Source organism: Bacillus sp. FSL R5-0560 (assembly GCF_037966305.1).
In the GTDB taxonomy this organism is placed as follows: Bacteria; Bacillota; Bacilli; order Bacillales; family Bacillaceae; genus Bacillus; species Bacillus mojavensis.
In genome coordinates this window covers 3,218,852-3,244,928 of sequence record NZ_CP150195.1, presented here as the reverse complement: position 1 = coordinate 3,244,928, position 26,077 = coordinate 3,218,852, and the positions used below count along the sequence as shown (strand labels likewise).

Below are 26,077 nucleotides of genomic sequence, written 5' to 3'. Positions count from 1 at the left end.
GATGTTGGAACAAAACGTTATATCTGAAACGAAGGCGGAGCATTTGCTTCATGAGTATCAGCCGGGCGCTTTTTTCTTGGCTTCCCCTCATCGTGTGCTGCTTGGAAAAGGAATAAGTGAAGCCGTGCCGGATGCAGACGGACAAAACCAATTAGAAACCTTACCCGGCCGCATTGCTGAGGCGCTAAACAAAGCAAAGCAATTGGGGCAAAGCCGTCCGGTTGTTGTGGGAGCTGTTCCATTTGATTATTTAAAACCGCCCCGGCTCGTCGTTCCGGAGGAGGTACGGTGGTCGGGACCGCTTCAATTCGGTGATGCCAAGATTGAACAGCAGCCGGAACATACATATCACATACAGCCTGTTCCTGCACCGGAGGACTATAAAAAAGGTGTAGAACAAGGATTGGCAAGCATTGCTGACGGCACACTCAGCAAAATCGTCCTGTCCAGATCGCTGCATCTGACATCACCTGAAGCGATACAAACGGGTGAACTGCTTCACCATCTGGCGCGGCATAATACACACGGTTATACTTTTGCAGCCGAGGTATCAGGCCCAGATGACTCATCTTCCCATCGGACATTACTCGGAGCAAGTCCCGAGCTTCTCGTTTCAAGAATGGGAACTCAGGTGGTATCCAATCCGTTAGCGGGATCTAGACCTCGCAGTGATGATCCTGTTGAGGACAAGCGCCGGGCCGATGAATTGCTTTCTTCCGCAAAGGATCTTCATGAGCATGCTGTTGTGGCTGATGCGGTTGCCGCCGGGCTGCGGCCTTTTTGCCGGACGCTGGACGTTCCGGAAAAGCCTTCGCTGATCCAAACGGAGACGATGTGGCATTTGTCCAGTGTCATTAAAGGAGAGCTTTCTGACCCGACTGTAACCTCGCTGGAGCTAGCCGCCGCGCTTCATCCTACGCCGGCAGTCTGCGGTACACCGACTGACCTTGCAAGAGAAGCCATCCGGGAAATTGAACCTTTTGACCGCGGTTTCTTCACCGGCATGGTAGGCTGGTGTGACGATGCAGGCGATGGCGAATGGATCGTTACGATTCGCTGTGCAGAGGCTGAAGAACGTTCACTTCGTCTTTTTGCAGGGGCCGGTGTTGTAGCTGGATCAAAAGCAGAGGACGAGCTTCAGGAGACATCCGCAAAGTTTCGGACGATGCTTCGCGCAATGGGTGTCAATCACATATGATCAGAAATAATTGCAGGAGGGAAACAGCATGCTGAATGGATTTACGCCGTGGCCTAAGGAGTTTGCGGAAAAGTACCGGGAGAACGGTTGCTGGGCCGGTGAGACTTTTGGAGACATGTTAAGAGACCGGGCTGCCAAACATGGCGATCGAATCGCGATTACATGCGGGGACACCCATTGGAGCTATCAAGAGCTTGACACAAGGGCTGACCGTCTGGCAGCCGGATTGCAAAAGCTCGGTATTAAACCAATGGATCGTGTAGTCGTGCAGCTGCCGAATATCGCGGAGTTTTTTGAAGTCATCTTTGCACTTTTTCGGCTGGGAGCGCTCCCGGTCTTTGCACTGCCTTCTCATCGAAGCAGTGAGATTACATATTTTTGCGAGTTTGCTGAAGCGGAGGCTTATATTATCCCCGATTCCCATTCGGGATTTGACTACCGTACACTTGCCAGACAGGTTCGAAGCAAGCTGCCGTCCTTGAAACACGTCATTGTCGCAGGTGAGGCGGAGGAATTCCAGCCGCTTGAGGCACTGCATACAGAACCTGGCGAGCTGCCTGAAGTAAAATCTTCGGATGTGGCGTTCCTACAGCTTTCTGGCGGAAGCACCGGCTTATCGAAACTGATACCGCGAACCCACGATGATTACATATACAGCCTGCGGATGAGCGCGGAGGTTTGCTGGCTTGATCACAGCACTGTGTACTTGGCCGCATTGCCGATGGCGCACAATTACCCGCTGAGCTCACCCGGGGTGCTAGGCGTATTATACGCTGGAGGAAAAGTGGTTTTATCTCCTTCTCCGAGTCCGGACGACTCGTTCCCTTTGATTGAACGGGAACAGGTGACAATCACAGCTCTTGTCCCGCCGCTTGCAATGGTATGGATGGACGCTGCTGCCTCACGAGATGACGATTTATCAAGCCTTCAAGTGCTGCAGGTAGGCGGCGCGAAATTCAGCGCTGAAGCCGCGCGCAAAGTGAAATCTGTATTCGGCTGCACCTTGCAGCAGGTCTTCGGAATGGCAGAAGGGCTCGTTAATTATACAAGGCTTGATGACCCCGAGGAAGTTATTGTCAATACCCAAGGTAAGCCGATGTCTTCTTACGATGAAATACGTGTGTGGGATGATCAGGATCGTGACGTGAAACCTGGTGAAACGGGGCACCTGCTGACACGGGGACCGTATACGATCCGGGGATACTATAAGGCTGATGAGCACAATGCGGCTTCGTTTACCGAGGACGGGTTTTACCGCACTGGCGATCTAGTGAGACTGACATCCGACGGTTATGTTGTCGTGGAAGGACGGGCAAAGGATCAAATCAACCGCGGCGGGGAAAAAGTGGCGGCTGAAGAGGTTGAAAATCATCTTCTGGCGCATCCGGCTGTGCATGATGCGGCAATGGTCTCAATGCCAGACCAATTTCTTGGTGAAAGATCATGTGTTTTCATTATTCCCCGGGATCAAGCACCGAAAGCCGCAGAGCTCAAAGCTTTTCTAAGAGAACGCGGGCTTGCAGCATATAAAATTCCAGACCGGATCGAATTTGTTGAGTCCTTCCCGCAGACAGGGGTAGGAAAGGTAAGCAAAAAGGCGCTTCGCGAAACGATCGCCGAAAAACTTCTTGCAGGTTCAAAAAAATAGAAACGATTTGAAAGGGAGTGTTCAAATGGCTATTCCTGCCATTCAGCCGTATCAAATGCCGACAGCGTCTGATATGCCAACAAACAAAGTATCATGGGTGCCTGATCCAAATCGGGCAGTCTTCTTAATACACGATATGCAGAACTATTTTGTCGACGCGTTTACAGCTGGAGCGTCTCCGGTAATAGAGCTTTCAGCAAATATACGCAAACTGAAGGACCAATGTGTTCAACTCGGGATACCTGTTGTCTACACAGCGCAGCCCGGCAGTCAAAACCCGGAGGACCGGGCATTGCTGACTGATTTTTGGGGACCTGGATTAAGCAGCGGTCCTTACGAGGAAAAAATTGTGGCCGAGCTTGCGCCGGAAGACGATGATCTCGTATTGACAAAATGGAGATACAGCGCATTTAAGAGAACGAATCTGCTTGAGATCATGCGTGAACAGGGGCGTGATCAGCTGATCATCTCTGGGATTTATGCTCATATTGGCTGTCTCGTTACAGCATGTGAAGCGTTTATGGAAGACATCGAAGCATTTTTTGTTGCTGATGCAGTTGCGGATTTTTCTGAGGACAAGCATAAAATGGCGCTTAATTATGCGGCTGGGCGCTGTGCGTTTACGGTGATGACCGACAGCTTGCTTGATCAGCTGAAACATACGCCTTCTGCGGCTCAGAAGCCATCAGAAAAAGCTGAAAAAGATAGATTTACCTGCGAGAGTATCCGCACACAAATTGCTGAGCTTCTCCAAGAATCTCCTGATGACATTGCAGATAATGAGGACTTACTGAATAGGGGACTTGATTCTGTAAGGATCATGACATTAGTGGAACAATGGCGCCGTGAAGGAGCCGAGGTGACATTCGTCGAACTGGCTGAACGGCCGACGATAGAAGAATGGCAGAAATTGCTTTCAATCCGCATTGAGAGAGTGTTGCCAAACGCGGACTATTTATAAAAGGAGGTAAAAAGACGGATGCCTGATACAAAAGATCTTCAATATTCTTTAACCGGAGCGCAAAGCGGTATTTGGTTTGCTCAGCAGCTTGATCCGGACAATCCAATCTACAATACAGCCGAATATATAGAAATCAACGGCCCAATCGATATTTCTCTTTTTGAAAAAGCCTTACGGCACGTCATAAAAGAAGCGGAATCACTTCATGTCCGCTTTGGTGAAGATATGGACGGGCCTTGGCAGATGATGAATCCATCACCGGATGTACAGCTCCATGTCATTGACGTCAGCTCTGAACCTAATCCGGAAAAGACCGCTTTAAACTGGATGAAAGCTGACTTGGCAAAGCCGGTCGATTTACAGCATGACCCGTTGTTCCGCGAAGCTTTGTTTAAAGCCGGGCCTCAGCGTTTCTTTTGGTATCAGCGCATTCACCATATTGCGATCGACGGCTTTGGATTTTCTCTGATCGCCCAGCGGGTTGCACAGGCCTATACTGCACTTGCAGGAGGGCGGTCCGCTGATGATCGTTCCTTCGGCTCTTTGCAGGATATTTTGGCGGATGACGCAGAGTACCGCTCGTCTGATACATATGAAGAGGATCGTCAATTCTGGCTGAATCGTTTTGCGGACAGGCCTGAAGTTGTCAGTTTGGCAGAACGGGCGCCGAGAACCTCAAAAAGCTTTCTGCGCCAGACTGTTTATTTGCCGCCATCAGATGTAAACGCATTGAAAGAAGCGGCGCGCTATTATGCCGGAAGCTGGCATGAAGTCGTGATTGCGGTATCAGCTGCTTATGTACACCGCATGACCGGCTCTGAGGATGTTGTGCTCGGACTGCCCATGATGGGACGGATGGGATCGGCATCCTTGAATGTTCCGGCTATGGTGATGAATCTTCTCCCGCTGAGGCTGTCTGTGAGTCCTTCGATGAGCTTTTCGGAGCTTGTGCTGCAGATTTCCCGGGAAATCCGCAGTATCCGGCAGCATCATAAATACCGCCATGAGGAACTGCGGCGGGATCTGAAACTAATAGGAGAAAATCATAGATTATTTGGCCCGCAAATTAATTTGATGCCTTTTGATTACGGTCTCGACTTTGCCGGAGCCCGTGGGACCACGCACAATCTTTCAGCCGGTCCTGTTGATGATTTGTCGATAAATGTCTATGACAGAACAGACGGAAGCGGGCTGCGAATTGATGTGGATGCCAATCCTGAAGTGTACAGCGAGTCAGAAATAAAGGTGCATCAGCAGCGGATATTACAGCTTTTACAAACGGCATCAGCCGGTGAGGACATGCTGATTGGGCAAATGGAATTTCTTTTGCCGGCAGAAAAAGCACGGGTCATAAGCGAATGGAATGAGACAGCAAAACCCGAGCAGCTGCTCAGCCTTCCGGATATGTTTGAGGAGCAGGCAAAACGTTCGCCTGAACGTATCGCCCTGATTTGCGATCACATTCAATTAAGCTATCAAGAGCTGAATGAACAAGCAAACCGCCTTGCGCATCTTTTGATAGAAAAAGGTCTTGGCCCGGAGCAGTTTGTCGCCTTGGCTCTGCCGCGGTCTTCCGAGATGGTAGCTGCAATGCTTGCCGTACTAAAGACTGGCGCTGCTTATCTTCCGCTTGATCCGGAGTTTCCAGCCGACAGAATTTCATACATGCTGAAGGATGCGAAGCCATCATGCATGATAACGACTGAGGAAATTGCAGCCACTTTGCCTGATGATATAACGGCACCGCAGCTTGTGCTGGATCAGCCTGTGACAAAAGAAATTGTGAAGCGTTATTCTGCCGACAATCCAAATGTACATGTATCTCTTGTTCATCCGGCGTATATCATCTATACATCAGGATCAACAGGAAGGCCAAAGGGTGTTGTTGTCACGCTGAAAAGTTTAAGTAATTTTCTGCTGTCTATGCAGGAGACATTTTCTCTCAATGAACAAGACAGGCTGCTGGCTGTGACGACCGTCGCTTTTGATATTTCTGCTTTGGAATTGTTCCTCCCGCTTATCAGCGGAGCGAGTATTGTTGTTGCTCAAAAAGAAACAATCCGCGAGCCGCAGGCATTAGCTAAAATGATTGAATATTTTGATATAACGATTATGCAGGCCACGCCGACCCTGTGGCATGCGTTGGTCACAAACGAACCTGAGAAACTTCGGGAGCTCAGGGTGCTTGTCGGGGGAGAGGCCCTGCCGAGCGGACTTTTGCAGGCCTTGCAGGCACTTGATTGTCCAGTAACTAATTTATACGGCCCTACTGAAACAACCATTTGGTCGGCGGCAGCTTTTCTCGAAAAAGGTGTGCAGGGTGTGCCTCCGATCGGAAAGCCGATTTGGAATACACAGGTATATGTGCTCGATAATAGTTTGCAGCCCGTTCCGCCAGGCATTGTTGGGGAGCTCTATATTGCCGGAACCGGCTTGGCCCGCGGATATTTAGGACGCCCTGATTTAACGGCGGAGCGCTTTGTTGCTGATCCGTACGGACCGCCGGGCACACGGATGTACCGGACCGGAGATCAGGCCCGCTGGCGTGCGGATGGGTCTCTGGATTACATTGGGCGGGCCGATCATCAAATCAAGATTCGCGGTTTCCGCATTGAGCTTGGAGAAATTGATGCCGTGCTTGCTAAACATCCGCAAATTGAACAGGCTGCGGTTGTCGTTCGAGAGGATCAGCCGGGAGATAGACGATTAGTGGCGTATCTGGTTGTTTCTTCAGCTCTAGATATTGCTGAGCTTCGCCGTTATGTTGGTGCCAGTCTGCCTGATTATATGGTGCCTGCGGCATTTGTGGAGATCGATGAACTGCCATTAACACCTAATGGAAAGCTAGACCGGAAGGCATTGCCGGCACCCGATTTTAGCGCATCTGTCACTGACCGGGGACCTCGAACGCCTCAAGAAGAGATACTGTGTGATCTGTTTGCAGAGGTTCTAGGTCTTGCACGCGTAGGTATTGATGACAGTTTCTTCGAGCTGGGCGGCCATTCTCTCCTTGCCGCCCGTTTGATGAGCCGAATTCGTGAGACGATGGGAGCTGAGCTGGGCATCGCCAAGCTCTTTGACGAACCGACAGTTGCCGGACTTGCTGCACATCTTGACCAGGCGCAGAGTGTCCGTCCCGCTTTGCAAAGAGCTGAACGTCCCGAGAACATTCCGCTTTCTTTTGCACAGCGCCGGCTATGGTTCCTCCATTGTCTGGAAGGGCCAAGTCCTACTTATAATATCCCGGTTGCCGTCCGTCTTTCAGGTGAACTGAACCAAGAAGCGCTGCAAGCGGCACTGTATGATCTCATCAGCCGCCATGAAAGCCTTCGGACCATCTTCCCTGAATCACAGGGGACATCTTATCAGCATATTTTAGACGCCGATCAAGCCCGTCCTGATTTATATGTTACAGAAATAAAGAAGGAGGAGCTTTCTAAGAGGCTTGCCGCTGCTGCTCGCTACAGCTTTGACCTTGCAGCTGAGCCTGCTTTCCGTGCCGAGCTCTTTGTTATCGGTCCCGATGAGTACGTGCTCCTGCTGCTCGTGCACCATATTGTCGGAGACGGATGGTCATTGACCCCTCTGACTCGTGATCTGGCTGCTGCTTATACCGCCCGTTGTCACGGGAGAGCCCCCGAATGGACACCGCTTGCTGTGCAGTATGCGGATTATGCGCTCTGGCAGCAAAGTCTGCTCGGAAGCGAGCATGATCCAGACAGTTTGATTGCCGGTCAGCTAGCTTTCTGGAAAGAGAGACTGGAAGACCTGCCCGATCAGCTCGAACTGCCAACTGATTATTCACGTCCGGCTGAGCCGAGTCATCAGGGAGATACAATCCATTTCCGTATAGACTCAGAGCTTCACCGCCGCTTGCTGGAGCTGGCGCGTGCCAATAAAGTAAGTCTGTTTATGGTGCTTCAATCAGGGCTTGCCGCCTTGCTGACGAGGCTCGGAGCTGGAACGGATATTCCGATTGGAAGCCCGATCGCGGGGCGGAATGACGATGCGCTTGGTGATCTTGTGGGACTGTTTATCAATACATTGGTGCTCAGAACAGACACCTCTGGTGATCCGAGTTTCCGTGAGCTTCTGGACAGAGTGCGGGAAGTGAATCTGGCAGCCTATGAAAATCAGGATCTGCCGTTTGAGAGACTTGTAGAGGTGCTCAATCCTGTTCGGTCCCGGGCGACGCATCCATTATTCCAAGTCATGCTCGCGTTCCAGAATACGCCTGACGCAGAACTGAACCTGCCTGGTACAGAAAGCAGCCTGCACATTCATAGCGTAGGATCTGCCAAATTTGATGTAACGTTAGAAATCAGGGAAAGCCGTCTTGATGACGGGACACCAAATGGACTGGAAGGATTGCTTGAGTACAGCACCGATCTTTTTAAACGTGAAACTGTTCAAGCTCTTGCTGATCGCCTTCTGCGGCTGCTTGAGGCTGCCGAGGCTGCTCCTGACCAGAAAATCGGAAGCCTGGATATTCTAGCACCAGAGGAGCGCAGCATCACGGCGACGGATTGGCAAAGTGTTTCTGAAAAGATTCCGCAAGCGTGTCTCCCGGAGCTGTTTGAGAAACAAGCTGCGTTGAGCCCTGATTCCATTGCTGTCGTGTATAAAGATAAGGCGATGAGCTATACGGAGCTGAATGAGAGGGCGAACCGGCTTGCCCGGCTGCTGATTAGCAAAGGCGTCGGATCGGAGCAATTTGTGGCATTAGCATTGCCTCGCTCTTTGGATATGACTGTTGGACTGTTAGCGGTACTGAAAGCGGGAGCTGCATACCTGCCGCTTGATCCGGACTATCCGGCCGACCGAATCGCTTTTATGCTGAACGATGCCCGGCCTGCGATTATCATCACGAGCTCACAGGTGGAAAATCAAATCCCGCCTGCAGAAAATGTGCCGAAAATTGTACTGGATGATCCGAAATTATGCGAGAAACTAAAAACATATAGTCCTTTGAATCCTGATCATTCGGACAGGATTCGCCCGCTGTCACCTTTCAACACGGCTTATGTTATTTATACATCCGGTTCAACAGGCGTTCCAAAAGGCGTCATGATTCCTCACCAAAATGTGACGAGGTTGTTTGGAGCGACCGATCACTGGTTCCGTTTCGGTTCAGACGATGTGTGGACAATGTTCCATTCCTACGCGTTTGACTTCTCTGTTTGGGAGATTTGGGGACCTTTGCTGCACGGCGGACGGCTTGTTATCGTGCCTCATGACATCAGCAGATCTCCGGAAGCGTTTCTGCGTCTGCTGGTAAAAGAGGGTGTGACCATTTTGAACCAGACACCATCAGCGTTCTATCAGTTTATGCAGGCGGAAAGGGAGCAGCCTGATCTCGGACAGGCGCTCAGCCTTCGATATGTTGTTTTTGGCGGAGAAGCGCTTGAACTCAGCCGTTTAGAGGATTGGTATCATCGCCATCCTGAACAGATGCCAAAACTGATCAATATGTATGGTATTACTGAAACAACAGTGCATGTCAGCTATATCGAATTAGACCGGAATATTGCAGCTATAAGAGCAAACAGCCTGATCGGCTGCGGAATTCCCGATCTAGGCGTGTATGTGCTGGATGAGCGTTTACAGCCCGTTCCGCCGGGTGTGGCTGGAGAACTGTATGTGTCAGGAGCCGGATTGGCCCGAGGCTATTTAGGACGGCCCGGTTTAACGGCGGAACGCTTCATCGCTGACCCATTCGGACCACCGGGCACACGGATGTACCGCACGGGAGATGTAGCCCGCAGGCGTGCTGACGGCTCTCTCGATTATGTCGGCCGTGCCGATCATCAAGTGAAAATTCGGGGCTTCCGAATTGAACTGGGAGAAATTGAAGCCGCGCTTGTTCAGCATCCACAGCTGGAAGATGCGGCAGTGATCGTTCGTGAGGATCAGCCGGGAGATAAACGGTTGGCAGCTTATGTCATACCTTCCTCGGAAGAAACGTTTGATACGGCGGAACTGCGGAGGTATGCTGCCGAGAGACTGCCGGATTACATGGTGCCTTCAGCCTTTATGACGATGAAAGAATTGCCGCTGACGCCGAATGGAAAGCTTGACCGTAAAGCGCTGCCTGCTCCAGATTTTGCTGCTGCGGTGACAGGTCGCGGGCCGAGAACCCCGCAGGAAGAAATCCTTTGTGACTTGTTTATGGAAGTGCTTCATTTGCCGCGTGTCGGTATTGATGACCGTTTCTTCGATTTGGGCGGACATTCCCTGCTCGCAGTTCAGCTGATGAGCCGCATACGTGAAGCACTCGGGGTTGAACTCAGCATTGGCAATCTATTTGAAGCGCCGACTGTGGCAGGGCTTGCCGAAAGACTGGAGATGGGTTCAAGCCAAAGCGCTCTTGATGTTTTGCTGCCGCTCCGAACAAGCGGAGACCGGCTTCCGTTGTTTTGCGTACATCCGGCGGGGGGACTTAGCTGGTGTTATGCAGGATTGATGACATCATTAGGAACGGATTACCCCATCTATGGACTGCAAGCGCGGGGAATTGGACAGCAGGAGGCGCTTCCGAAAACGCTCGATGACATGGCTGCCGACTATATAGAACAGATTCGGACGATCCAGCCGAAAGGGCCGTACCATTTGCTTGGCTGGTCCTTAGGCGGAAATGTCGTTCAAGCAATGGCAACACAGCTGCAAAAGCAAGGGGAAGACGTTTCTCTATTGGTTATGCTGGACGCCTATCCAAACCACTTCCTTCCTATAAAAGAGGCACCGGATGATGAAGAAGCGCTTATTGCCCTTCTCGCGTTAGGCGGGTATGACCCAGACAGCTTAGGAGACAAGCCGCTTGATTTTGAAACAGCTATTGAGATTCTGCGGCGAGATGGCAGCGCGCTTGCGAGCCTGGATGAATCGGTCATTTTAAACCTAAAGAATACGTACGTTAATTCTGTCGGCATTTTAGGCTCATATAAGCCGAAAACCTTCCGCGGAAATGTTCTGTTTTTCAGATCAACTATCATTCCTGAATGGTTTGACCCGATTGAACCTGATTCGTGGAAGCCTTATATTGATGGACAAATTGAACAAATCGACATTGACTGCCGCCATAAAGATCTCTGTCAGCCGGAACCGCTCGCAGTCATTGGCCGGGTTCTGGCAGCTAAATTGGAAGAAATGAATCAATGAAGGAGGAAAAGCAATGGCAAATCCTTTTGAAAATGCGGATGGCGTATACCTTGTTCTCATCAATGAAGAGGGCCAATATTCCTTGTGGCCCGGCTTTATCGATGTGCCGAGCGGCTGGACAGTCGTTCATGAACAAAAAGGGCGTGAGGCTTGTCTGGACTACATCCAATCGCATTGGAGCGATATGAGGCCGAACAGCTTAAAGCCTGTCGAAAATGTCTAAATGCATTGACGGTAAAAAAAAGAGACTGCAGCAGGCAGTCTCTTTTTCTATCTTACGCAGACGTTTGGGTATGATCGCAATCTCTGACAGGGTTCCCGTTTTCATCCGTACACCATGACTGGGATAAAAACGCTAAAAACACAGCGGCCCACTGATCGGCAAATTGAATCAGAATGCCTCCGTCATGCCAAGAGCCGTTGTCTTTTTTCCAGCGGGTATCCAGCGCATTGCCTTGATTCATGTGGATGTTGTGCATACCGTTTGTCGGGGTAAAGCCGAATATTTTATCTGCCGCCTGTTCAGGTCCAAATTTTGACCCGAATATATAAACCGGCGCTTTCTCTTCTTTCGCTTTCTTCATATACGTTTCAATAAAGTCATTTAAATCATTATCAGGCCCCGTGATTTCATGAGGCAAAGGCTTCATTTCCCGTGAATCAAAAAGATTGCCCCGCACATAATCCAGTGCTACTTCACGGTTTTCGTCATTGATCTTCGTATATCCATACGGCATGTTCGGAAGGATGGTAATGGAGCTCGAATCAAACTGATCGTCTGCCAAATACAATACTTCAGATTCCTCGGAACTGGACATGACATTGATGGCGCACCTGTAATACGTATTCTCTTCACCGAGCATCTTGACTTGGAAATGAGGACTGTCATCATCTGTTTCCCGCTTCATATCTAAGACAACGCCTTTTAACACGCCATATTGCTGAACAGCCATATGAATCCCCCTTTATGATCAAGTTCTTCGTTTTAATTCGAGACGTCATTTCCTTTTTCCTTTTTAAAAGATAAAAAAAGCTTGCAGAAATTTTTCTGCAAGCTCAATATGAATTAAGCGCCGGCCACAGATGATTCATCCTGTAAGGCTTTCTCGGCAGGGACATATTCGTATCCTAAATCTTTGGCAACAGCCTCATAGGTCACGTGGCCGTTTGCTGTGTTTAATCCCGCTCTTAGTGCCGCATTGTCTTCAAGTGCTTTTGCTGCCCCTTTGTTTGCGATTTGCAGTGCATATGGAACCGTAACGTTCGTTAACGCAATTGTTGAAGTGCGAGGCACAGCGCCCGGCATGTTCGCAACAGCATAGTGAACGACGCCGTGTTTTTCATATGTCGGCTGATCGTGTGTCGTAATGTGGTCGACAGTTTCGACGATGCCGCCTTGGTCAATTGCAACATCCACAATCACTGAACCAGGTTTCATTTGTTTCACCATTTCCTCTGTGACAAGCGTCGGCGCTTTAGCACCAGGGATTAACACGGCGCAAATGAGAAGGTCCGTTTCGGCTACCGAATCGGCGATATTGACAGGGTTAGAAATTAACGTTTTAATTTGATGGCCGAATATATCATCAAGCTGACGCAAGCGATCCGCGTTTAAGTCGATGATCGTCACATCTGCACCGAGGCCGACAGCCATTTTTGCCGCATTGGTTCCGACTACGCCCCCACCGATAATGGTTACTTTTCCTCGGGCAACGCCAGGCACTCCGGCAAGGAGGATTCCTTTTCCGCCTTTAGGTTTCTCTAGGAACTGGGCTCCGATCTGCGCTGCCATTCTGCCTGCAACCTCGGACATCGGTGTAAGCAGAGGCAATGCCCGTCCCTCACTTACCGTTTCATACGCGATCGCTGTGACGCCTTTATTCTTCAGTGCCTGTGCAAGCTCCGGTTCAGCCGCTAAGTGGAGGTAAGTAAACAGTACAAGCCCTTTTCGGAAGTATGCATATTCTTCCGGAAGCGGTTCTTTGACCTTCATGACCATTTCAGCGTCCCAGACCTGTTTCGGATCAGCAATGATTTCCGCTCCTGCTGACTCATAAGCTTCATTTTCAAAGCCGCTTCCAAGGCCTGCGCCTGATTCAACCAGCACGCGGTGACCGTTTGAAACGAGCTGAGAAACGCCCCCAGGCGTCAAAGCGACACGGTTTTCATTGTTTTTTATCTCTTTAGGAACCCCAATGATCATATCTATTTCCTCCCGTATATGTGATATGTTTAGTGTAGCTTGATTTTTTGGAAAATTCTTTGTTTGAAACAGAAAATAAAAAAACATGGGTTTGTGAAATTTCACAAACCCATGTTTCGAAGTTTGATATCCAAATATATAGTAAACTTTTGATTCACATTTTTTAAATCGATCTCAGCGATCTGGCTGATTCGCTTCAGCCGGTAATTCAATGTATTAACGTGAATATTCAAGACCTTAGAGGCGGTATTCACATTGCTGTCGGCTTCAATAAAACGTTCGAGCGTTTCGACCATATTGGACTGGTGATCCCGGTCGTACTGCTCGAGTTTTGAAAGGGAGTAGTTGAAATATCCCGTTTGCTTCCGTTTCTCATCTAACACGTCCAAGTATTGATAAATGCCTAATTCTGAAAAACTGAAGAGATGCTTGGTTTCTTCAGCAAACCGTTCCTTTGCTTTCAATACGGACAGTGCTTCCTGATATGAGCGGCAGACAAACGAAATCGAGTTGTATATTCCGCCAAATGCAATAGAAGCATCTTCTATTTTATAACGTTCCCTCAGCTGTCTTTGCGTGCTGAAAGCGAACTGTTTTAAATCTTGAAAAGGACGATCCGTTTTTGGCGCGGTTAAAATGATAAGTTCATTGGAATCAACGGTCGTCAGCAGAGCATGAACCTGCTGGGTCGTTTCCTGCAGATAATGAAGCTGCTGTTCTGTTTTTTCGGTCAGCTCGCCGTTTACCCGGATGATCATCACGGAAAATTCAGAGGGAACGACCATTCCAAGCTTGTTAAACCCATCCGTCATGTCCTGTTCTTGATAGATGTGTCCAGTCAGCATTTTCCAGAAAAACTCTTGGCTGCGTTCCTCATTTTTCGTTTTTCTGATTTGGAGCTTAAGCAGCTTATTTCTTACTGCATTAGCCGCCATTTTTAATGTCAGCAGATCATCATCCGACAATGTTTTTTGAATTTCAAGCGCCCAAATAAACCCCAGCACTTGGTTGTTCTTCCAAATCGAAATCGCGACGCGGTTGCTTAGTCCGACTTCGTCAATTTCCTTCACTCTGATCGGCTGGTCTGTTTTTAGCAGCGCGGGAATCGTCCCGTCTTTCCACAATTTATTAATAACCTTCTCCGGCACTCTTCTGCCAATGATCGTAGACGTCCGGGCAGGGTCAGTGCAATCGCTGTGGGTGCTGTAGGCTAGCAGTTTGTGGTTCACATCTTCAATGGTGATCGGACATTGCAGCACTTCACTGATATGATCAGCCACATCTTCCAGTCTGTCAAAACTGTATTTAAACGGATCCTTTGGCATGGTCATCATTATCCCTACTTTTCCATCCTTGTATTCTTTGTTCTCTTTGACATCAAATCGTCTTGCTTTTATTATGATTGTTCTTGTTTGTGAAAATCAACAACAAAGAATACAGTTTAATAGAAGTGTACAAAGCCAAAAAACACTTTTTAAATATAATGAGATACATGTTCTGTGATGAGTGTTTCAGAAAAACTGAACCTTTTCAGAGATGGTGCTGTAGCATCAAATTTTCTGAAAGGTTTTTTTTGGGAGTTAGAGAATCATTTGGGTCTTTTGGATTATTCCAAGAAGGCGACGTGGATTGAGAAAATAAACCTATTTGTTTAACAAAATATGTAATTTTTAAGAGGCGAGAGGTAAACCATTGGACTCATTTTGTAAAATTAAAACATATTTGTTTGACTGTACCGAAAAACTGTTTTTATAATAATTACGTTCTAAAAATAAGTGAATTAGCCCATATTTAGGCTGATGGCACAGGAGGTAATGAGGAATATGGCAGGATTAATTCGTGTCACACCCGAAGAGCTAAGAGCGATGGCGAAGCAATATGGCGTTGAAAGCCAAGAAGTATTAAATCAGGTTGATCGTTTAAACCGAATGATCTCTGATTTAAAAAGCATGTGGGAAGGTGCTTCTAGCGAAGCGTTCGCAGATCAATACGAGCAGCTCAAACCTTCATTTATCAAAATGTCAGATTTGCTTCAAGATGTTAACCAGCAGCTTGATCAAACAGCAAATACTCTTGAGTCTACTGACCAAGACATCGCAAATCAAATCCGCGGATAACAGTATGAAAGGGAAGGAGCGCCTGATTCACCAGAAGACGGCGCTCTTTCTATGTAAGGGTGAATAAACATGTATATTGATATTACGATAGATTTGAAACATTATAACGGAAGTGTCTTCGATCTCAGATTGTCAGATTACCACCCGGTGAAAAAAGTCATTGACATCGCTTGGCAGGCCCAAAGCGTTTCCATACCTCCGCGCGAAGGGCACTGGATCAGAGTGGTCAATAAGGATACGGTGTTTTCCGGAGAATGCAAGCTATCTGATTGCGGCATTACAAGCGGAGACCGGCTTGAAATATTATGAAAGGATCTGGTTGAATGTCAGGTGAACAAACATCATATTTAGAAAACCAATTAGAAGCTGCTGCTAAGAAAACGGAAGACGGCTTTACATTTACCTTTCAACGGGAAAAAATAAAGCTTCTGGACGGTCTCGAAGCGAACGTGATCAAGGATGTAAATCCATTCTTTCATAAAGAGATCGATGTGACGGAAGACGAAGTGATCATCACAATCCAACCTCCTCCCTCCTATAAAGAATTTCGCTTGATAAAAGCTAAAGATAAAAAAAGCAAATGGCAGTTTGCCTATCAGCTTGTTCAGGCTGTACAGCAGCACAAGTTATCAAGGCTGCATTTGATTGTGGCCCCGGAAAACATTGTATTCGATAAAGGGCTGACCCCATATTTTCTTCATTACGGCGTAAAAGAAAGCATTCCTCCTTACGAGCATGATGAGGAGAGAGTCTGGCAGGAACTGAAAGCTGCAGCGGCTTTGGCAGTTGACGGCGCTTTTGCATTTGAGGACTACTTGAAATTCAATGAAACGCTGACATTCTCTCCGGAGACAAAAGCGATATTGGATGCGAAGTCCTATGATGAACTGCTCGAGCTGATTCAGACACATATCGATGAGCTCGAAGCCAAAGCCAAAACATACATACATATCCCGAAAAAGAAATGGAACATCCAAAGATATATCGGCCTGGGACTCATTGTGTTGCTTGTGCCGGCTCTGATCTATTCGATGTACGCTTTATTTTTCGCGCAGCCGAAGCATCAGGCAATTGTGGAAAGCAACCGTGCTTTCTTAAACAAGCAGTACAGTGAGGTTATCAGCACGCTGGCTAAATATGATGCGGAAAGCCTGCCTGATTCAGTGCAGTATCAGCTTGCAATGTCTTATGTTGAGGTTGAAAAATTAGGCGACACTCAAAAGAAACAAATTGAAAATAATTTGGTCACGCTCCAATCAGACCCACAGCACTTTCTTTATTGGATAGACATAGGGAGAGGCGAGAATAAAGAAGCCGTTAGTATCGGAAGAAAGCTGGAGTATAACCCGTACATAGGGCTGGGGCTGATTCGATATAAGGCTGAAATATTAGCAGATGACAGTATGAAAGATGATGAAAAGCAAAAAGAACTGGATACGGTACAAAGCGAGATCGATCAAATTACCAAACAAATGAAAGAACAAAAAGAAGAAGCGATAACAGACACGGCAGAAACTGATACAGCCAGCCAAGCCGCTGAAGAACAATCAGACAAAGAAAAGCAGCAAGCTGAAGAGAAAGCGGCAGAAGAAAAGGCCGCAGCCGAGGAAAAAGCGAAAAAAGAAGAACAAGAGAAAAAAGAGAAAGAAAAGAAAGATGAGAAAAAAGATGACAAATAAAGTGAAACATGAAGTTCAGGTCATCGCACGCCGTATTTCGGCCGTTAGGGGGTTCGCCATTTGAGTCTATTATGGGTTTTCTACCAGCAAAACGTCCAAAAACTAAAACTGTCTGACCTCCCTGCGTCCCAGCCGGTGACCATAGGGCCAGATGTGAAGGATTCCATTACCATCGGCACCATTCCGTTTGAGAACGGAGTAATTTCTCTTCAGAGGAAGGAATCCGGCAGCCATTACGATGTTTTCCTGGGAAATGATTGCCTAGGCAGTCTTGAAACTGATGCATCATTTTCTCTTCAAACGGACCAGCAGGATATCCGTCTGTTTTTAATTGCCGGCAAGCCTGAAAAATCCGTTTATTTTACAGGAAACAGAGACGAGATGACATGTTCCTCAGAAAAGACAGAAGCAGATATCTACTTGAACGCGAATGATTTTGCTTTTGCGGAGCAAAGCACATTTTCATTACTGCATATCGGCAAGAAATGGTCGATTCTCCCAGAAAGCGGGAATGTGTTCTTGAACGGCGAGAAGGTAATAAGTGCTGCACCGCTCAAACCGGGAGATGAAATATTCTGGAATTTTACGCTAATGAGAGTAACTGAACAAGACCTCTTAGAAATCGTTCATTACACACCGCTTGAAACAGTGTTAACCAAAACGGTCAAACCAAGCACAGAAATGCAGAAAAAATATCCGCAGTACAGAAGAACGCCGCGGATGGTGTACGACCTGCCAGATGACCGTGTGTCCTTCAGTTTTCCCTCTCAGGAGAGCGATCAAACCAATAGAGGGCTGTGGCTCGTCATCCTGCCGCCGCTTGTGATGCTGATTGTGATGGGCGTTGTCGCCATCATCCAGCCGCGCGGCATATTTATACTCGTTTCTTTGGCGATGTTTATGATGACCCTTATTACCTCGACCGTTCAATATTTCCGGGATAAAAACCAGCGGAAAAAACGCGAGGAAAAGCGGGAGCGTGTGTATAAGCTTTACTTAGATAATAAGAGAAAAGAGCTTCAGGCGCTTGCTGAAAAGCAAAAGCAGGTTCTTGACTTTCATTTTCCTTCTTTTGAACAAATGAAATACTTAACAAGTGAAATCAGTGACCGAATTTGGGAAAAATCACTCGAAAGCAAGGATTATCTCCAGATTCGGCTCGGGACCGGAACAGTTCCTGCAAGCTATGAAATCAATATGAGCGGCGGAGACTTGGCGAACCGTGATATTGATGACCTTATGGAGAAATCGCAGCACATGCAGCGTGTCTATAAGGACATCCGCAATGCGCCGGTTACGGTGGATTTGGCGGAAGGGCCGATGGGCCTTGTCGGGAAATCTCAGATTGTTAAGAATGAGATTCACCAGCTGATCGGCCAGCTGTCGTTCTTTAACAGCTATCACGATTTGCGTTTCGTTTTTATTTTTCATGAAGAAGAGTATAAAGACTGGGAGTGGATGAAGTGGCTTCCGCAATTTCAAATGCCCCATATTTATGCAAAAGGTTTTATTTATAATGAACAGACCCGTGACCAGCTCCTGTCTTCTCTTTACGAATTGATAAGAGAGCGTGACTTGGAAGAGGACAAAGAAAAAGTGCAGTTTAAACCGCATTTTGTTTTTGTCATTACAAATCAGCAGCTGATTTCAGAGCACGTCATTCTTGAATATCTGGAAGGACAGCATGAGCATCTGGGCATCTCTACCATTGTCGCTGCGGACACAAAGGAAAGTTTATCAGAAAACATTACGACCCTTGTCCGCTATATCAACGAAAATGAAGGCGACATTTTAATACAAAAGAAAAAAGCAGTAAGAATCCCGTTCAGGCTCGATCAACATCAGCGCGAGGACAACGAACGGTTTTCACGCACGCTTCGCACGCTGAACCACCAGGTGGGCATTACGAACTCCATTCCGGAAATGGTCTCGTTCCTAGAGCTTTTCCATGCGAAGGAAGTAAAAGAAATCGGAATCCAGCAAAGATGGCTGACGAGTGAATCGTCGAAATCGCTGTCGGTGCCGATCGGCTATAAAGGGAAGGATGACATTGTACATTTGAACCTTCACGAAAAAGCCCACGGGCCGCACGGTTTGCTCGCGGGAACAACAGGTTCGGGGAAAAGTGAATTTCTTCAGACCTATATCTTGTCACTTGCGGTGCACTTTCACCCGCATGAGGCGGCTTTCTTATTAATTGACTATAAAGGCGGAGGAATGGCGCAGCCGTTCCGCAATATTCCCCACCTGCTCGGCACGATCACTAATATTGAAGGCAGCCAAAACTTCAGTATGCGTGCGCTTGCTTCGATTAAAAGCGAGCTGAAAAAAAGGCAGCGTCTGTTTGATCAATATCAAGTCAATCACATCAATGATTATACAAAGCTGTACAAGCAGGGGAAAGCAGAAGTAGCAATGCCGCACTTATTCTTAATTTCCGATGAGTTTGCAGAGCTGAAAAGCGAAGAGCCTGATTTTATCAGAGAGCTTGTCAGTGCCGCACGTATCGGCCGAAGCCTCGGTGTACATTTGATTTTGGCGACACAGAAGCCGGGCGGTATCATCGACGACCAAATTTGGAGTAACTCGCGCTTTAAAGTAGCGCTTAAAGTTCAGGATGCCACCGATAGTAAAGAGATTTTGAAAAACAGCGATGCCGCGAACATCACTGTTACCGGACGCGGTTATTTGCAGGTCGGAAACAATGAAGTGTACGAGCTGTTCCAATCCGCTTGGAGCGGGGCCCCTTACTTAGAGGAAGTTTACGGAACAGAGGATGAAATCGCAATTGTCACTGATACCGGCCTGATCCCGCTTTCTGAGGTCGACACCGAAGAAATGGCGAAAAAAGAAGTTCAATCAGAAATCGAAGCAGTGGTTGACGAAATCGAACGCATTCAAGAGGAAATAGGAATTGAGAAGCTGCCGAGCCCTTGGCTGCCGCCGCTTGCGGAACGTATCCCGCGCACCCTTTTCCCATCAGAAGAAAAGGACCATTTCCACTTTGCTTATGTTGATGAACCTGATCTGCAAAGACAGGCACCGATTGCTTATAAAATGATGGAAGACGGAAATATCGGCATTTTCGGCTCCTCAGGCTATGGGAAATCGATTGCAGCGGCAACATTCCTGATGAGTTTTGCAGACGTCTACACGCCTGAAGAGCTTCATGTCTATATCTTTGATTTCGGGAACGGAACGCTTCTGCCATTAGCGAAGCTGCCGCACACGGCGGATTACTTCCTGATGGATCAGTCGAGAAAAATTGAAAAGTTCATGATCCGGATCAAAGAGGAAATTGACCGCCGAAAACGTCTGTTCCGTGAAAAAGAAATCAGCCATATCAAAATGTACAATGCGCTGAGCGAAGAAGAGCTTCCATTCATTTTCATCACAATCGACAACTTTGATATCGTCAAGGATGAGATGCATGAGCTTGAATCGGAATTTGTCCAGCTTTCCAGAGACGGACAAAGCTTGGGGATTTACTTCATGCTGACGGCGACGCGCGTAAATGCTGTCCGCCAGTCGCTCTTGAACAACCTGAAAACAAAGGTTGTCCATTACCTGATGGATCAATCCGAGGGATATTCCATTTACGGACGGCCGAAGTTCAGCCTTGAGCCGATCCCGGGGCGCGTGATCATTCAAAAAGAAGAGCTTTATTTCGCCCAAATGTTCCTGCCTGTTGAAGCAGAGGATGATATCGGCATGTTCAACGAGCTGAAAGCAGAAGTGCAGGTTCTTCAGGATCGCTACGCTTCACTTCAGCAGCCGGCTCCGATTCCGATGCTGCCGGAAAGCCTGTCGACGAGAGAGTTTTCTCTCCGCTTCAAGCTGGAACGCAAGCCTTTATCTGTGCCGATCGGGCTTCATGAAGAAACCGTCAGCCCGGTGTACTTTGACTTGGCTAAGCACAAGCATTGCCTGATATTAGGGCAGACACAGCGAGGAAAAACAAACGTCTTAAAAGTGATGCTCGAGCATCTGCTTGATGATGAAACGGAAATGATCGGTTTGTTTGACTCGATCGACCGCGGTTTATCCAAATATGCAAAAGAAACAGATGTCGCATATCTGGAAACAAAAGATGATATTGAGCAGTGGATTGAAACAGCAGAAGACATTTTTAAAACAAGAGAAGCAATGTATGTAGAAGCCGTTCGCCAGGGAGACGCACAAAGCTTGCGATTCTCTCAAGTGGTTCTAATGATTGACGGAATTACGAGATTCCAGCAGACGATTGATACGAGAATTCAAGACCGTTTGGCGAACTTTATGAAATCTTACGCGCATCTTGGCTTCAGCTTTATTCCGGCAGGCAATCACAGTGAGTTCTCCAAAGGCTATGATTCCCTGACGACTGAGATGAAGCAAATCAGACACGCTATCCTGCTGATGAAAAAATCTGAACAAAATGTCATTCCTCTTCCGTACCAAAGACAGGAGCCGGAGATTCAGCCGGGCTTCGGATATGTTGTGGAAAACGGGAAGGAGCAAAAAGTTCAAATTCCTTTATGTTCTGCTGAAAGGGAGAGTGCTAGATGACAGAACAACGAAAAAACTTAATCAAGTTAATATCCGCCGTCATCATTATTTTGCTGCTGCCGGTTTTGTTTTTCCGATTTATCGGGGAAGATCCGACGAAAAAAGCAGCCAATTCCACGCGGCAAATCGCAGTGGTGAATGAAGACACAGGCGTATTGAGTGATGAGGTGAAAGCGGACGATGAAGATGATCAATCCGCCCAGTTCGGTAAGGAAGTAGCTGCCGTTCTGGGGGAACGTCCTGATTATTCTTGGACGGTCGTGAACCGAAGTGCAGCGGAAACAGGCCTGAAATCGAAAAAATACGATGCGATCGTCTACATTCCCTCAGATTTCTCAAAAAATATTTTGAGCTACGACAAAGAGCGTCCTCAAAAAGCCACGCTTGAGTTCAGCATTCAAGATAACCTGAATGCGGTCAACAAAGAAAAAGTGCAGCGTGAGCTTGAAGATGCCCAAAAAACAATGAACAAAAAAATGTCGGCCTTATATTGGAACTTTGTCTCACAAAAAGTGGACAATATCAGAGGAGAGTTTGACAAAATCGTCAATAAAGAATCTGAATTCCAAAATGTCATGTACAATTTCTACAAACCAAGCTCTAACGATTTAGCAGGTGAAATCAAACGCCAGAAAGACCTAATCGATGAGCTGAAGAAATCAATGAATGAAGCCCAAGGCACGACAAAAGAAAAAGCTTCGACAGCGGAGGAAGCCAAAAACACCCTGAAAGACTTCGTTGATACTGTGGAACGATACAAAGAATATCAAGAAAATCAAAAGAAGCTGCTATTGGCAGCCCAGGATTCAACTCAGCAGCAAATCCAGACAGGATTGGATGCCATTTCAGCACAGCAAAAGGCCAATCAGTTCAGCGAGCAGATGAGCGGCCTGTCAACAGGTATCAGCCAAGTGAAAACACAGCTTGGACAAACCAGCACAGTTCTGGCAGCCGCCCAGCAAATCAGGGAAGGCCAAGTGCCTCAGCAGGAACTTGGTATGGCGAAGATACAAAGCGATTTAATTAACCAATACCAGACCGCTTCAAGACAGGCAGCTTTAAACCAAGTATACGGACTGCTTGTTGAAGCGCGCGAGGCGCTCACTGTTGCGAAAGCTGACCCGCAGCCTGATGGAGATGATGGTTCAGATGATGAAGATAAAGACCCGAACGAAGAAAATCCTGAAGAACTGAAAATCGATCTTGAAAAACAGCGTGAAGAATTGAAAAACATTGCCGCTGACATTCAAGATATTTCAGACAATCTGAAGGAGCCTGAAAAAGAGGATCCGACACCGGAGGACCCGGGAACTGAAAAACCGGGAACAGACGAGCCGTCCACTGACAAGCCGGATCATCCAGATGACGGAGGCAGCACCATTCCCGATGATACACAGGGAGACACCGGAAACGATGATAACAGCAGTGATACCGGGAATGACGGGCAAACGGACGGCAATACTCAGGATCAAGACCAGCAGCAGGGAACAGACGGTCAGGAGCAGAACGGAGATGCCTCCAATGGTAAGTCAGACAGCGGACAAACCGAAACGGGCACATCTGCCGAACAGACTGCTTCATCTGACTCAGCCCTTCAATTTATCCAGCTGGCAAATGAAGACGGAACCGGAAGCGACGGAGACACAACAGAGCCCGGAAATGAAGATCAACCAGGAAATGACGACATTTCTGATATCGCAAAAGCAAAAGAACAGCTCAGCAAAGCGTCTGAGCGAATCAAGCAAATTGAAGAAGAGCTCAAAGAAAAAGAAACTGCCCATAATGAAGAGCTGAAAAAGAAATTAGAAGAACTAAAAGAGCAAATGGATGGTCTTAATGATGAAATTGATGACTTGAAAGACCAAGTAAAAAAGCTAGAAGGTAAACTTGAAAATCTTGAAGCGAAACGGAAGAGGGAGTTCGAAGGGATTTACAGAGCGATTCGCGAGCTGGAGAATAAAGATCAGCTTCAATTCCCGGGGGAAATCAACACAGAAAGCATCTCCGCTTTAATGAGATACTATAAATATTTATCTGTGTATGACTCTGTATTATCCGGAACGATAGACAGCACTGCAAAAAACTATGCCATTGACGGCCAGCAGGGCAACGTCAAATCAGTCCTAGCCATTAAACCGGAAGAATCAGCAAGCTGGGAAGATCTCAAAAACAACACGATGCAAACCGATGAAGACATCGACAATTTCATCAATGGCATGACCGAGTTTGCAGACAACTACGGCAGCTATATCCGTGATTCTCAAGCCGGTGTTCTCGATGAACTGACGAAAATCTCTGAAAGTGCGTCTAAAGCGTCAGAACAGCTTGTAACCGGCGCGGCGCAGGAATCTGCAACGTTCAATAATGATGGTCTGTCAGGCACAATGGCACTGAGCGTGCAAGATACGGTCGGCCAGGAAGTGCTGCAAATGTCAGACGTGATGGGCTCATTATCTGAACGCCAGTCAGGCATTATTGATTACACAACCAACATGCAGCAAAGCGTAAATGATGTACAGACGAAAGCTGACACATTAAATAACAACTGGGGTAAAAATGTTGCCTCCACGAAGCTTGTACGCAGTGACGTATACGGCATTCTGGGCAATACATTAGTAGATGGCCAAAACAACGGCTATGTATATGATTACTTGGCAAACCCGCTTAAAATCAGCGGTCAGGTTCCGGAAGAAAAAATTCAGACGGTGCCGCCGGTTGTCATCCTGGTTATTATTTTGATCAGCAGTCTGTTAATCGGATATTTCAGCTCGTATTACCAGAATGCGCCGCTGCTCGTCAAAGGAGCGCTTTTCGGAATTCTGAATATCCTTGTCGGATTGATGATCAGCTTGTTCGGTTTAAATATTTATTCACTGCCGGACGATCAGACGATTAAGTGGTCTGTGTTTACGATATTATTGCTGGTCGCAAGCTCTGCCTTTATTCGGGCGGCATTCCGATTCGGATCAATTCCTGGATGGGTTGCTTCAGCGGCAATGATTTTATTCTATGTTGCCCCGCTTATTGACTTGATTATGCCGAACTTCACATTTGAAGATCCGGTGTCGAAGGTATATATCGACATCCAGTACGGAACAGGGCATTTGTTTACAATGGGAATATCGGTTCTGCTGATCATTACGTTGATTGCAGCGGCTATGCCGCTTGTCATTCGCTTGATAGCAGAAAAAACAGCGGAAAGCGATGAAACGTATGAAGCGTAATCGCAGCTTGGAAAAGGGGATCATGATATGTATGCTCTCCTTTTCCCTTTTCATACCCTCTGCCACTGCTGCCGAAACCGAAGAAAATACGGATGTCGCGCCAAACCAATATGAGAAGAAAGACATTGAAATCGATACGAATTATTTGCATGAAGATTCTTCCTATGAGGAGAAAACAGAACTGCCTGAGGAGCAAAAGGATATTACCTTTGATAAGCCGAAGGATCGGGACACCGAGCTGATAAAGGATTTGTTTACATCAACAGATGCCGAGGGCTCCAACTCCATCGCGGCTCAATCTAAACAGCTGGGGATTACATTTTCCGAGAAACCGATCACAAAAGCGTCATCAACGGAAATGGAAGAAAAAGAATCATCTTCACTCCTGCTTCCGATCATCTATATTGTGCTGATTCTGCTGGGAATCGCAGGCATTGTTTTTCTCATACCAAAGGTTATCGTGCAGGATAATAAAAAGGCGTAAGCGCCCGCGCTTGTTTTGCTTAAAAGCGGCCCGTACAATAAGAACGGAAGGAGGAGGTTTCCAATGGAACTTTATATCATCACCGGGGCGTCAAAAGGACTGGGGAAAGCCATTGCATTACAGGCTTTAGAAAAAGGCCATGAAGTCCATGCCCTGTCCAGAACAACAACAGATGTTTCACATGAGAAACTGACACAGCATCAGATTGACCTGATCAATCTCACAGAGGCTGAACAGCAATTCAAAACATTGCTTTCATCCATCAATCCAGCTGATTATTCAGCCATCACACTGATCAATAACGCCGGAATGGTAACGCCGATCAAACGCGCCGGAGAAGCGTCTCTAGAAGAGCTGCAGCACCATTATCAGCTTAATCTGACCGCGCCCGTGCTCCTAAGCCAGCTGTTTACAAAACAGTTTGCTCTGTACAGCGGCAGAAAAACAATCGTCAATATTACCTCTGGCGCGGCCAAAAACCCATACAAGGGGTGGAGCGCGTATTGCAGCTCAAAAGCCGGACTTGATATGTTTACGAGAACGTTCGGATTTGAACAGGAGGACGAAGAACGGCCGATGAACATGATTTCTTTCTCACCGGGTGTCATGGACACTGACATGCAGGCCGTCATCCGTGCATCATCGAAAAAGGATTTTCACGACATCGAGCGGTTCCGGAAATTGAATGAAACAGGAAGCCTTCGCAGTCCGGCCTTTATTGCCGGCACGCTGCTTTCTTTATTAGAGACAGGCGCGGAAAACGGGCGCATATATGATATAAAAGAGTTTTTATAGAGCAGAGTGAATCTGCTCTTTTTTTATATAAAAAGGCGATAGCTTAAGCGTTCTGGAGTCCG

Annotated in this window: 15 protein-coding genes; 12 read left to right on the top strand and 3 right to left on the bottom strand. The window is 47.4% G+C overall.

The window, feature by feature from the left end:
• Position 1 precedes the first annotated feature (1 nt).
• From dhbC to NST56_RS17075, 5 genes are read left to right on the top strand one after another with little or no spacing between them, the layout of a single operon-like run.
• Positions 2 to 1,198: an isochorismate synthase DhbC gene (gene dhbC / locus NST56_RS17095; protein ID WP_326218272.1), complete on the top strand. Its 1,197-nt coding sequence runs from the start codon at positions 2 to 4 to the stop codon at positions 1,196 to 1,198.
• Positions 1,199 to 1,226: 28 nt separating this feature from the next.
• Positions 1,227 to 2,846 carry a (2,3-dihydroxybenzoyl)adenylate synthase gene (locus NST56_RS17090; protein WP_339177961.1) on the top strand — a complete coding sequence of 540 codons (1,620 nt, stop codon included), beginning with the start codon at positions 1,227 to 1,229 and terminating at the stop codon, positions 2,844 to 2,846.
• 25 nt (positions 2,847 to 2,871) lie between these two features.
• Complete coding sequence (locus NST56_RS17085; RefSeq protein WP_339177958.1) at positions 2,872 to 3,807, top strand: isochorismatase; 936 nt, start codon at positions 2,872 to 2,874, stop codon at positions 3,805 to 3,807.
• Positions 3,808 to 3,825: 18 nt separating this feature from the next.
• Positions 3,826 to 10,965: an amino acid adenylation domain-containing protein gene (locus NST56_RS17080; protein WP_339177956.1), complete on the top strand. Its 7,140-nt coding sequence runs from the start codon at positions 3,826 to 3,828 to the stop codon at positions 10,963 to 10,965.
• Positions 10,966 to 10,978: 13 nt separating this feature from the next.
• Positions 10,979 to 11,188, top strand: coding sequence for an MbtH family protein (locus NST56_RS17075; protein ID WP_010331714.1), 210 nt, complete (start codon positions 10,979 to 10,981; stop codon positions 11,186 to 11,188).
• A gap of 52 nt (positions 11,189 to 11,240) precedes the next feature.
• On the opposite strand, the gene NST56_RS17070 is transcribed toward NST56_RS17075, so the two are convergent.
• The 3 genes from NST56_RS17070 to NST56_RS17060 form a co-directional block, all read right to left on the bottom strand.
• Entirely contained in the window at positions 11,241 to 11,918 is a 678-nt protein-coding gene (locus tag NST56_RS17070) for a YukJ family protein (protein WP_010331713.1), read from the bottom strand.
• A 113-nt stretch (positions 11,919 to 12,031) separates the two neighbouring features.
• Positions 12,032 to 13,168 (bottom strand): alanine dehydrogenase, encoded by a 1,137-nt coding sequence (gene ald / locus NST56_RS17065; RefSeq protein ID WP_339177954.1) that lies wholly within the window; start codon positions 13,166 to 13,168, stop codon positions 12,032 to 12,034.
• 101 nt (positions 13,169 to 13,269) lie between these two features.
• Entirely contained in the window at positions 13,270 to 14,493 is a 1,224-nt protein-coding gene (locus NST56_RS17060; protein ID WP_029441141.1) for a PucR family transcriptional regulator, read from the bottom strand.
• A gap of 498 nt (positions 14,494 to 14,991) precedes the next feature.
• Between NST56_RS17060 and NST56_RS17055 the strand changes: the two genes are divergently transcribed.
• The 7 genes from NST56_RS17055 to NST56_RS17025 all read left to right on the top strand — a co-directional run bounded on the left by NST56_RS17055 (position 14,992) and on the right by NST56_RS17025 (position 26,015).
• Entirely contained in the window at positions 14,992 to 15,285 is a 294-nt protein-coding gene (locus NST56_RS17055) for a WXG100 family type VII secretion target (RefSeq protein ID WP_003220661.1), read from the top strand.
• Positions 15,286 to 15,354: 69 nt separating this feature from the next.
• Positions 15,355 to 15,594, top strand: a complete 240-nt coding sequence (yukD, locus tag NST56_RS17050; RefSeq protein WP_010331710.1) for an ESX secretion system protein YukD — start codon at positions 15,355 to 15,357, stop codon at positions 15,592 to 15,594.
• Positions 15,595 to 15,608: 14 nt separating this feature from the next.
• A complete protein-coding gene (gene essB / locus NST56_RS17045) occupies positions 15,609 to 16,964 on the top strand; it encodes a type VII secretion protein EssB (protein ID WP_326329810.1) in 1,356 nt (451 codons plus the stop codon).
• Positions 16,965 to 17,024: 60 nt separating this feature from the next.
• Positions 17,025 to 21,512, top strand: coding sequence for a type VII secretion protein EssC (essC, locus tag NST56_RS17040; RefSeq protein WP_339177949.1), 4,488 nt, complete (start codon positions 17,025 to 17,027; stop codon positions 21,510 to 21,512).
• A complete protein-coding gene (gene esaA / locus NST56_RS17035; protein WP_339177946.1) occupies positions 21,509 to 24,736 on the top strand; it encodes a type VII secretion protein EsaA in 3,228 nt (1,075 codons plus the stop codon). Before essC ends, esaA begins: the two co-directional genes overlap by 4 nt.
• 31 nt (positions 24,737 to 24,767) lie before the next feature.
• Positions 24,768 to 25,220: a type VII secretion protein EssA gene (gene essA, locus NST56_RS17030; RefSeq protein WP_268504756.1), complete on the top strand. Its 453-nt coding sequence runs from the start codon at positions 24,768 to 24,770 to the stop codon at positions 25,218 to 25,220.
• Between the two features lie 63 nt (positions 25,221 to 25,283).
• On the top strand, positions 25,284 to 26,015 hold the full coding sequence (locus NST56_RS17025) for a (S)-benzoin forming benzil reductase (RefSeq protein WP_229149099.1): 732 nt from the start codon (positions 25,284 to 25,286) through the stop codon (positions 26,013 to 26,015).
• Positions 26,016 to 26,077: the final 62 nt, after the last annotated feature.

Coding starts and splice junctions, on each gene's coding strand:
- dhbC (WP_326218272.1), top strand. CDS start 2: ATGTTGGAACAAAACGTTATATCTGAAACGAAGGCGGAGCATTTGCTT.
- NST56_RS17090 (WP_339177961.1), top strand. CDS start 1,227: ATGCTGAATGGATTTACGCCGTGGCCTAAGGAGTTTGCGGAAAAGTAC.
- NST56_RS17085 (WP_339177958.1), top strand. CDS start 2,872: ATGGCTATTCCTGCCATTCAGCCGTATCAAATGCCGACAGCGTCTGAT.
- NST56_RS17080 (WP_339177956.1), top strand. CDS start 3,826: ATGCCTGATACAAAAGATCTTCAATATTCTTTAACCGGAGCGCAAAGC.
- NST56_RS17075 (WP_010331714.1), top strand. CDS start 10,979: ATGGCAAATCCTTTTGAAAATGCGGATGGCGTATACCTTGTTCTCATC.
- NST56_RS17070 (WP_010331713.1), bottom strand. CDS start 11,918: ATGGCTGTTCAGCAATATGGCGTGTTAAAAGGCGTTGTCTTAGATATG.
- ald (WP_339177954.1), bottom strand. CDS start 13,168: ATGATCATTGGGGTTCCTAAAGAGATAAAAAACAATGAAAACCGTGTC.
- NST56_RS17060 (WP_029441141.1), bottom strand. CDS start 14,493: ATGCCAAAGGATCCGTTTAAATACAGTTTTGACAGACTGGAAGATGTG.
- NST56_RS17055 (WP_003220661.1), top strand. CDS start 14,992: ATGGCAGGATTAATTCGTGTCACACCCGAAGAGCTAAGAGCGATGGCG.
- yukD (WP_010331710.1), top strand. CDS start 15,355: ATGTATATTGATATTACGATAGATTTGAAACATTATAACGGAAGTGTC.
- essB (WP_326329810.1), top strand. CDS start 15,609: ATGTCAGGTGAACAAACATCATATTTAGAAAACCAATTAGAAGCTGCT.
- esaA (WP_339177946.1), top strand. CDS start 21,509: ATGACAGAACAACGAAAAAACTTAATCAAGTTAATATCCGCCGTCATC.
- essA (WP_268504756.1), top strand. CDS start 24,768: ATGCTCTCCTTTTCCCTTTTCATACCCTCTGCCACTGCTGCCGAAACC.
- NST56_RS17025 (WP_229149099.1), top strand. CDS start 25,284: ATGGAACTTTATATCATCACCGGGGCGTCAAAAGGACTGGGGAAAGCC.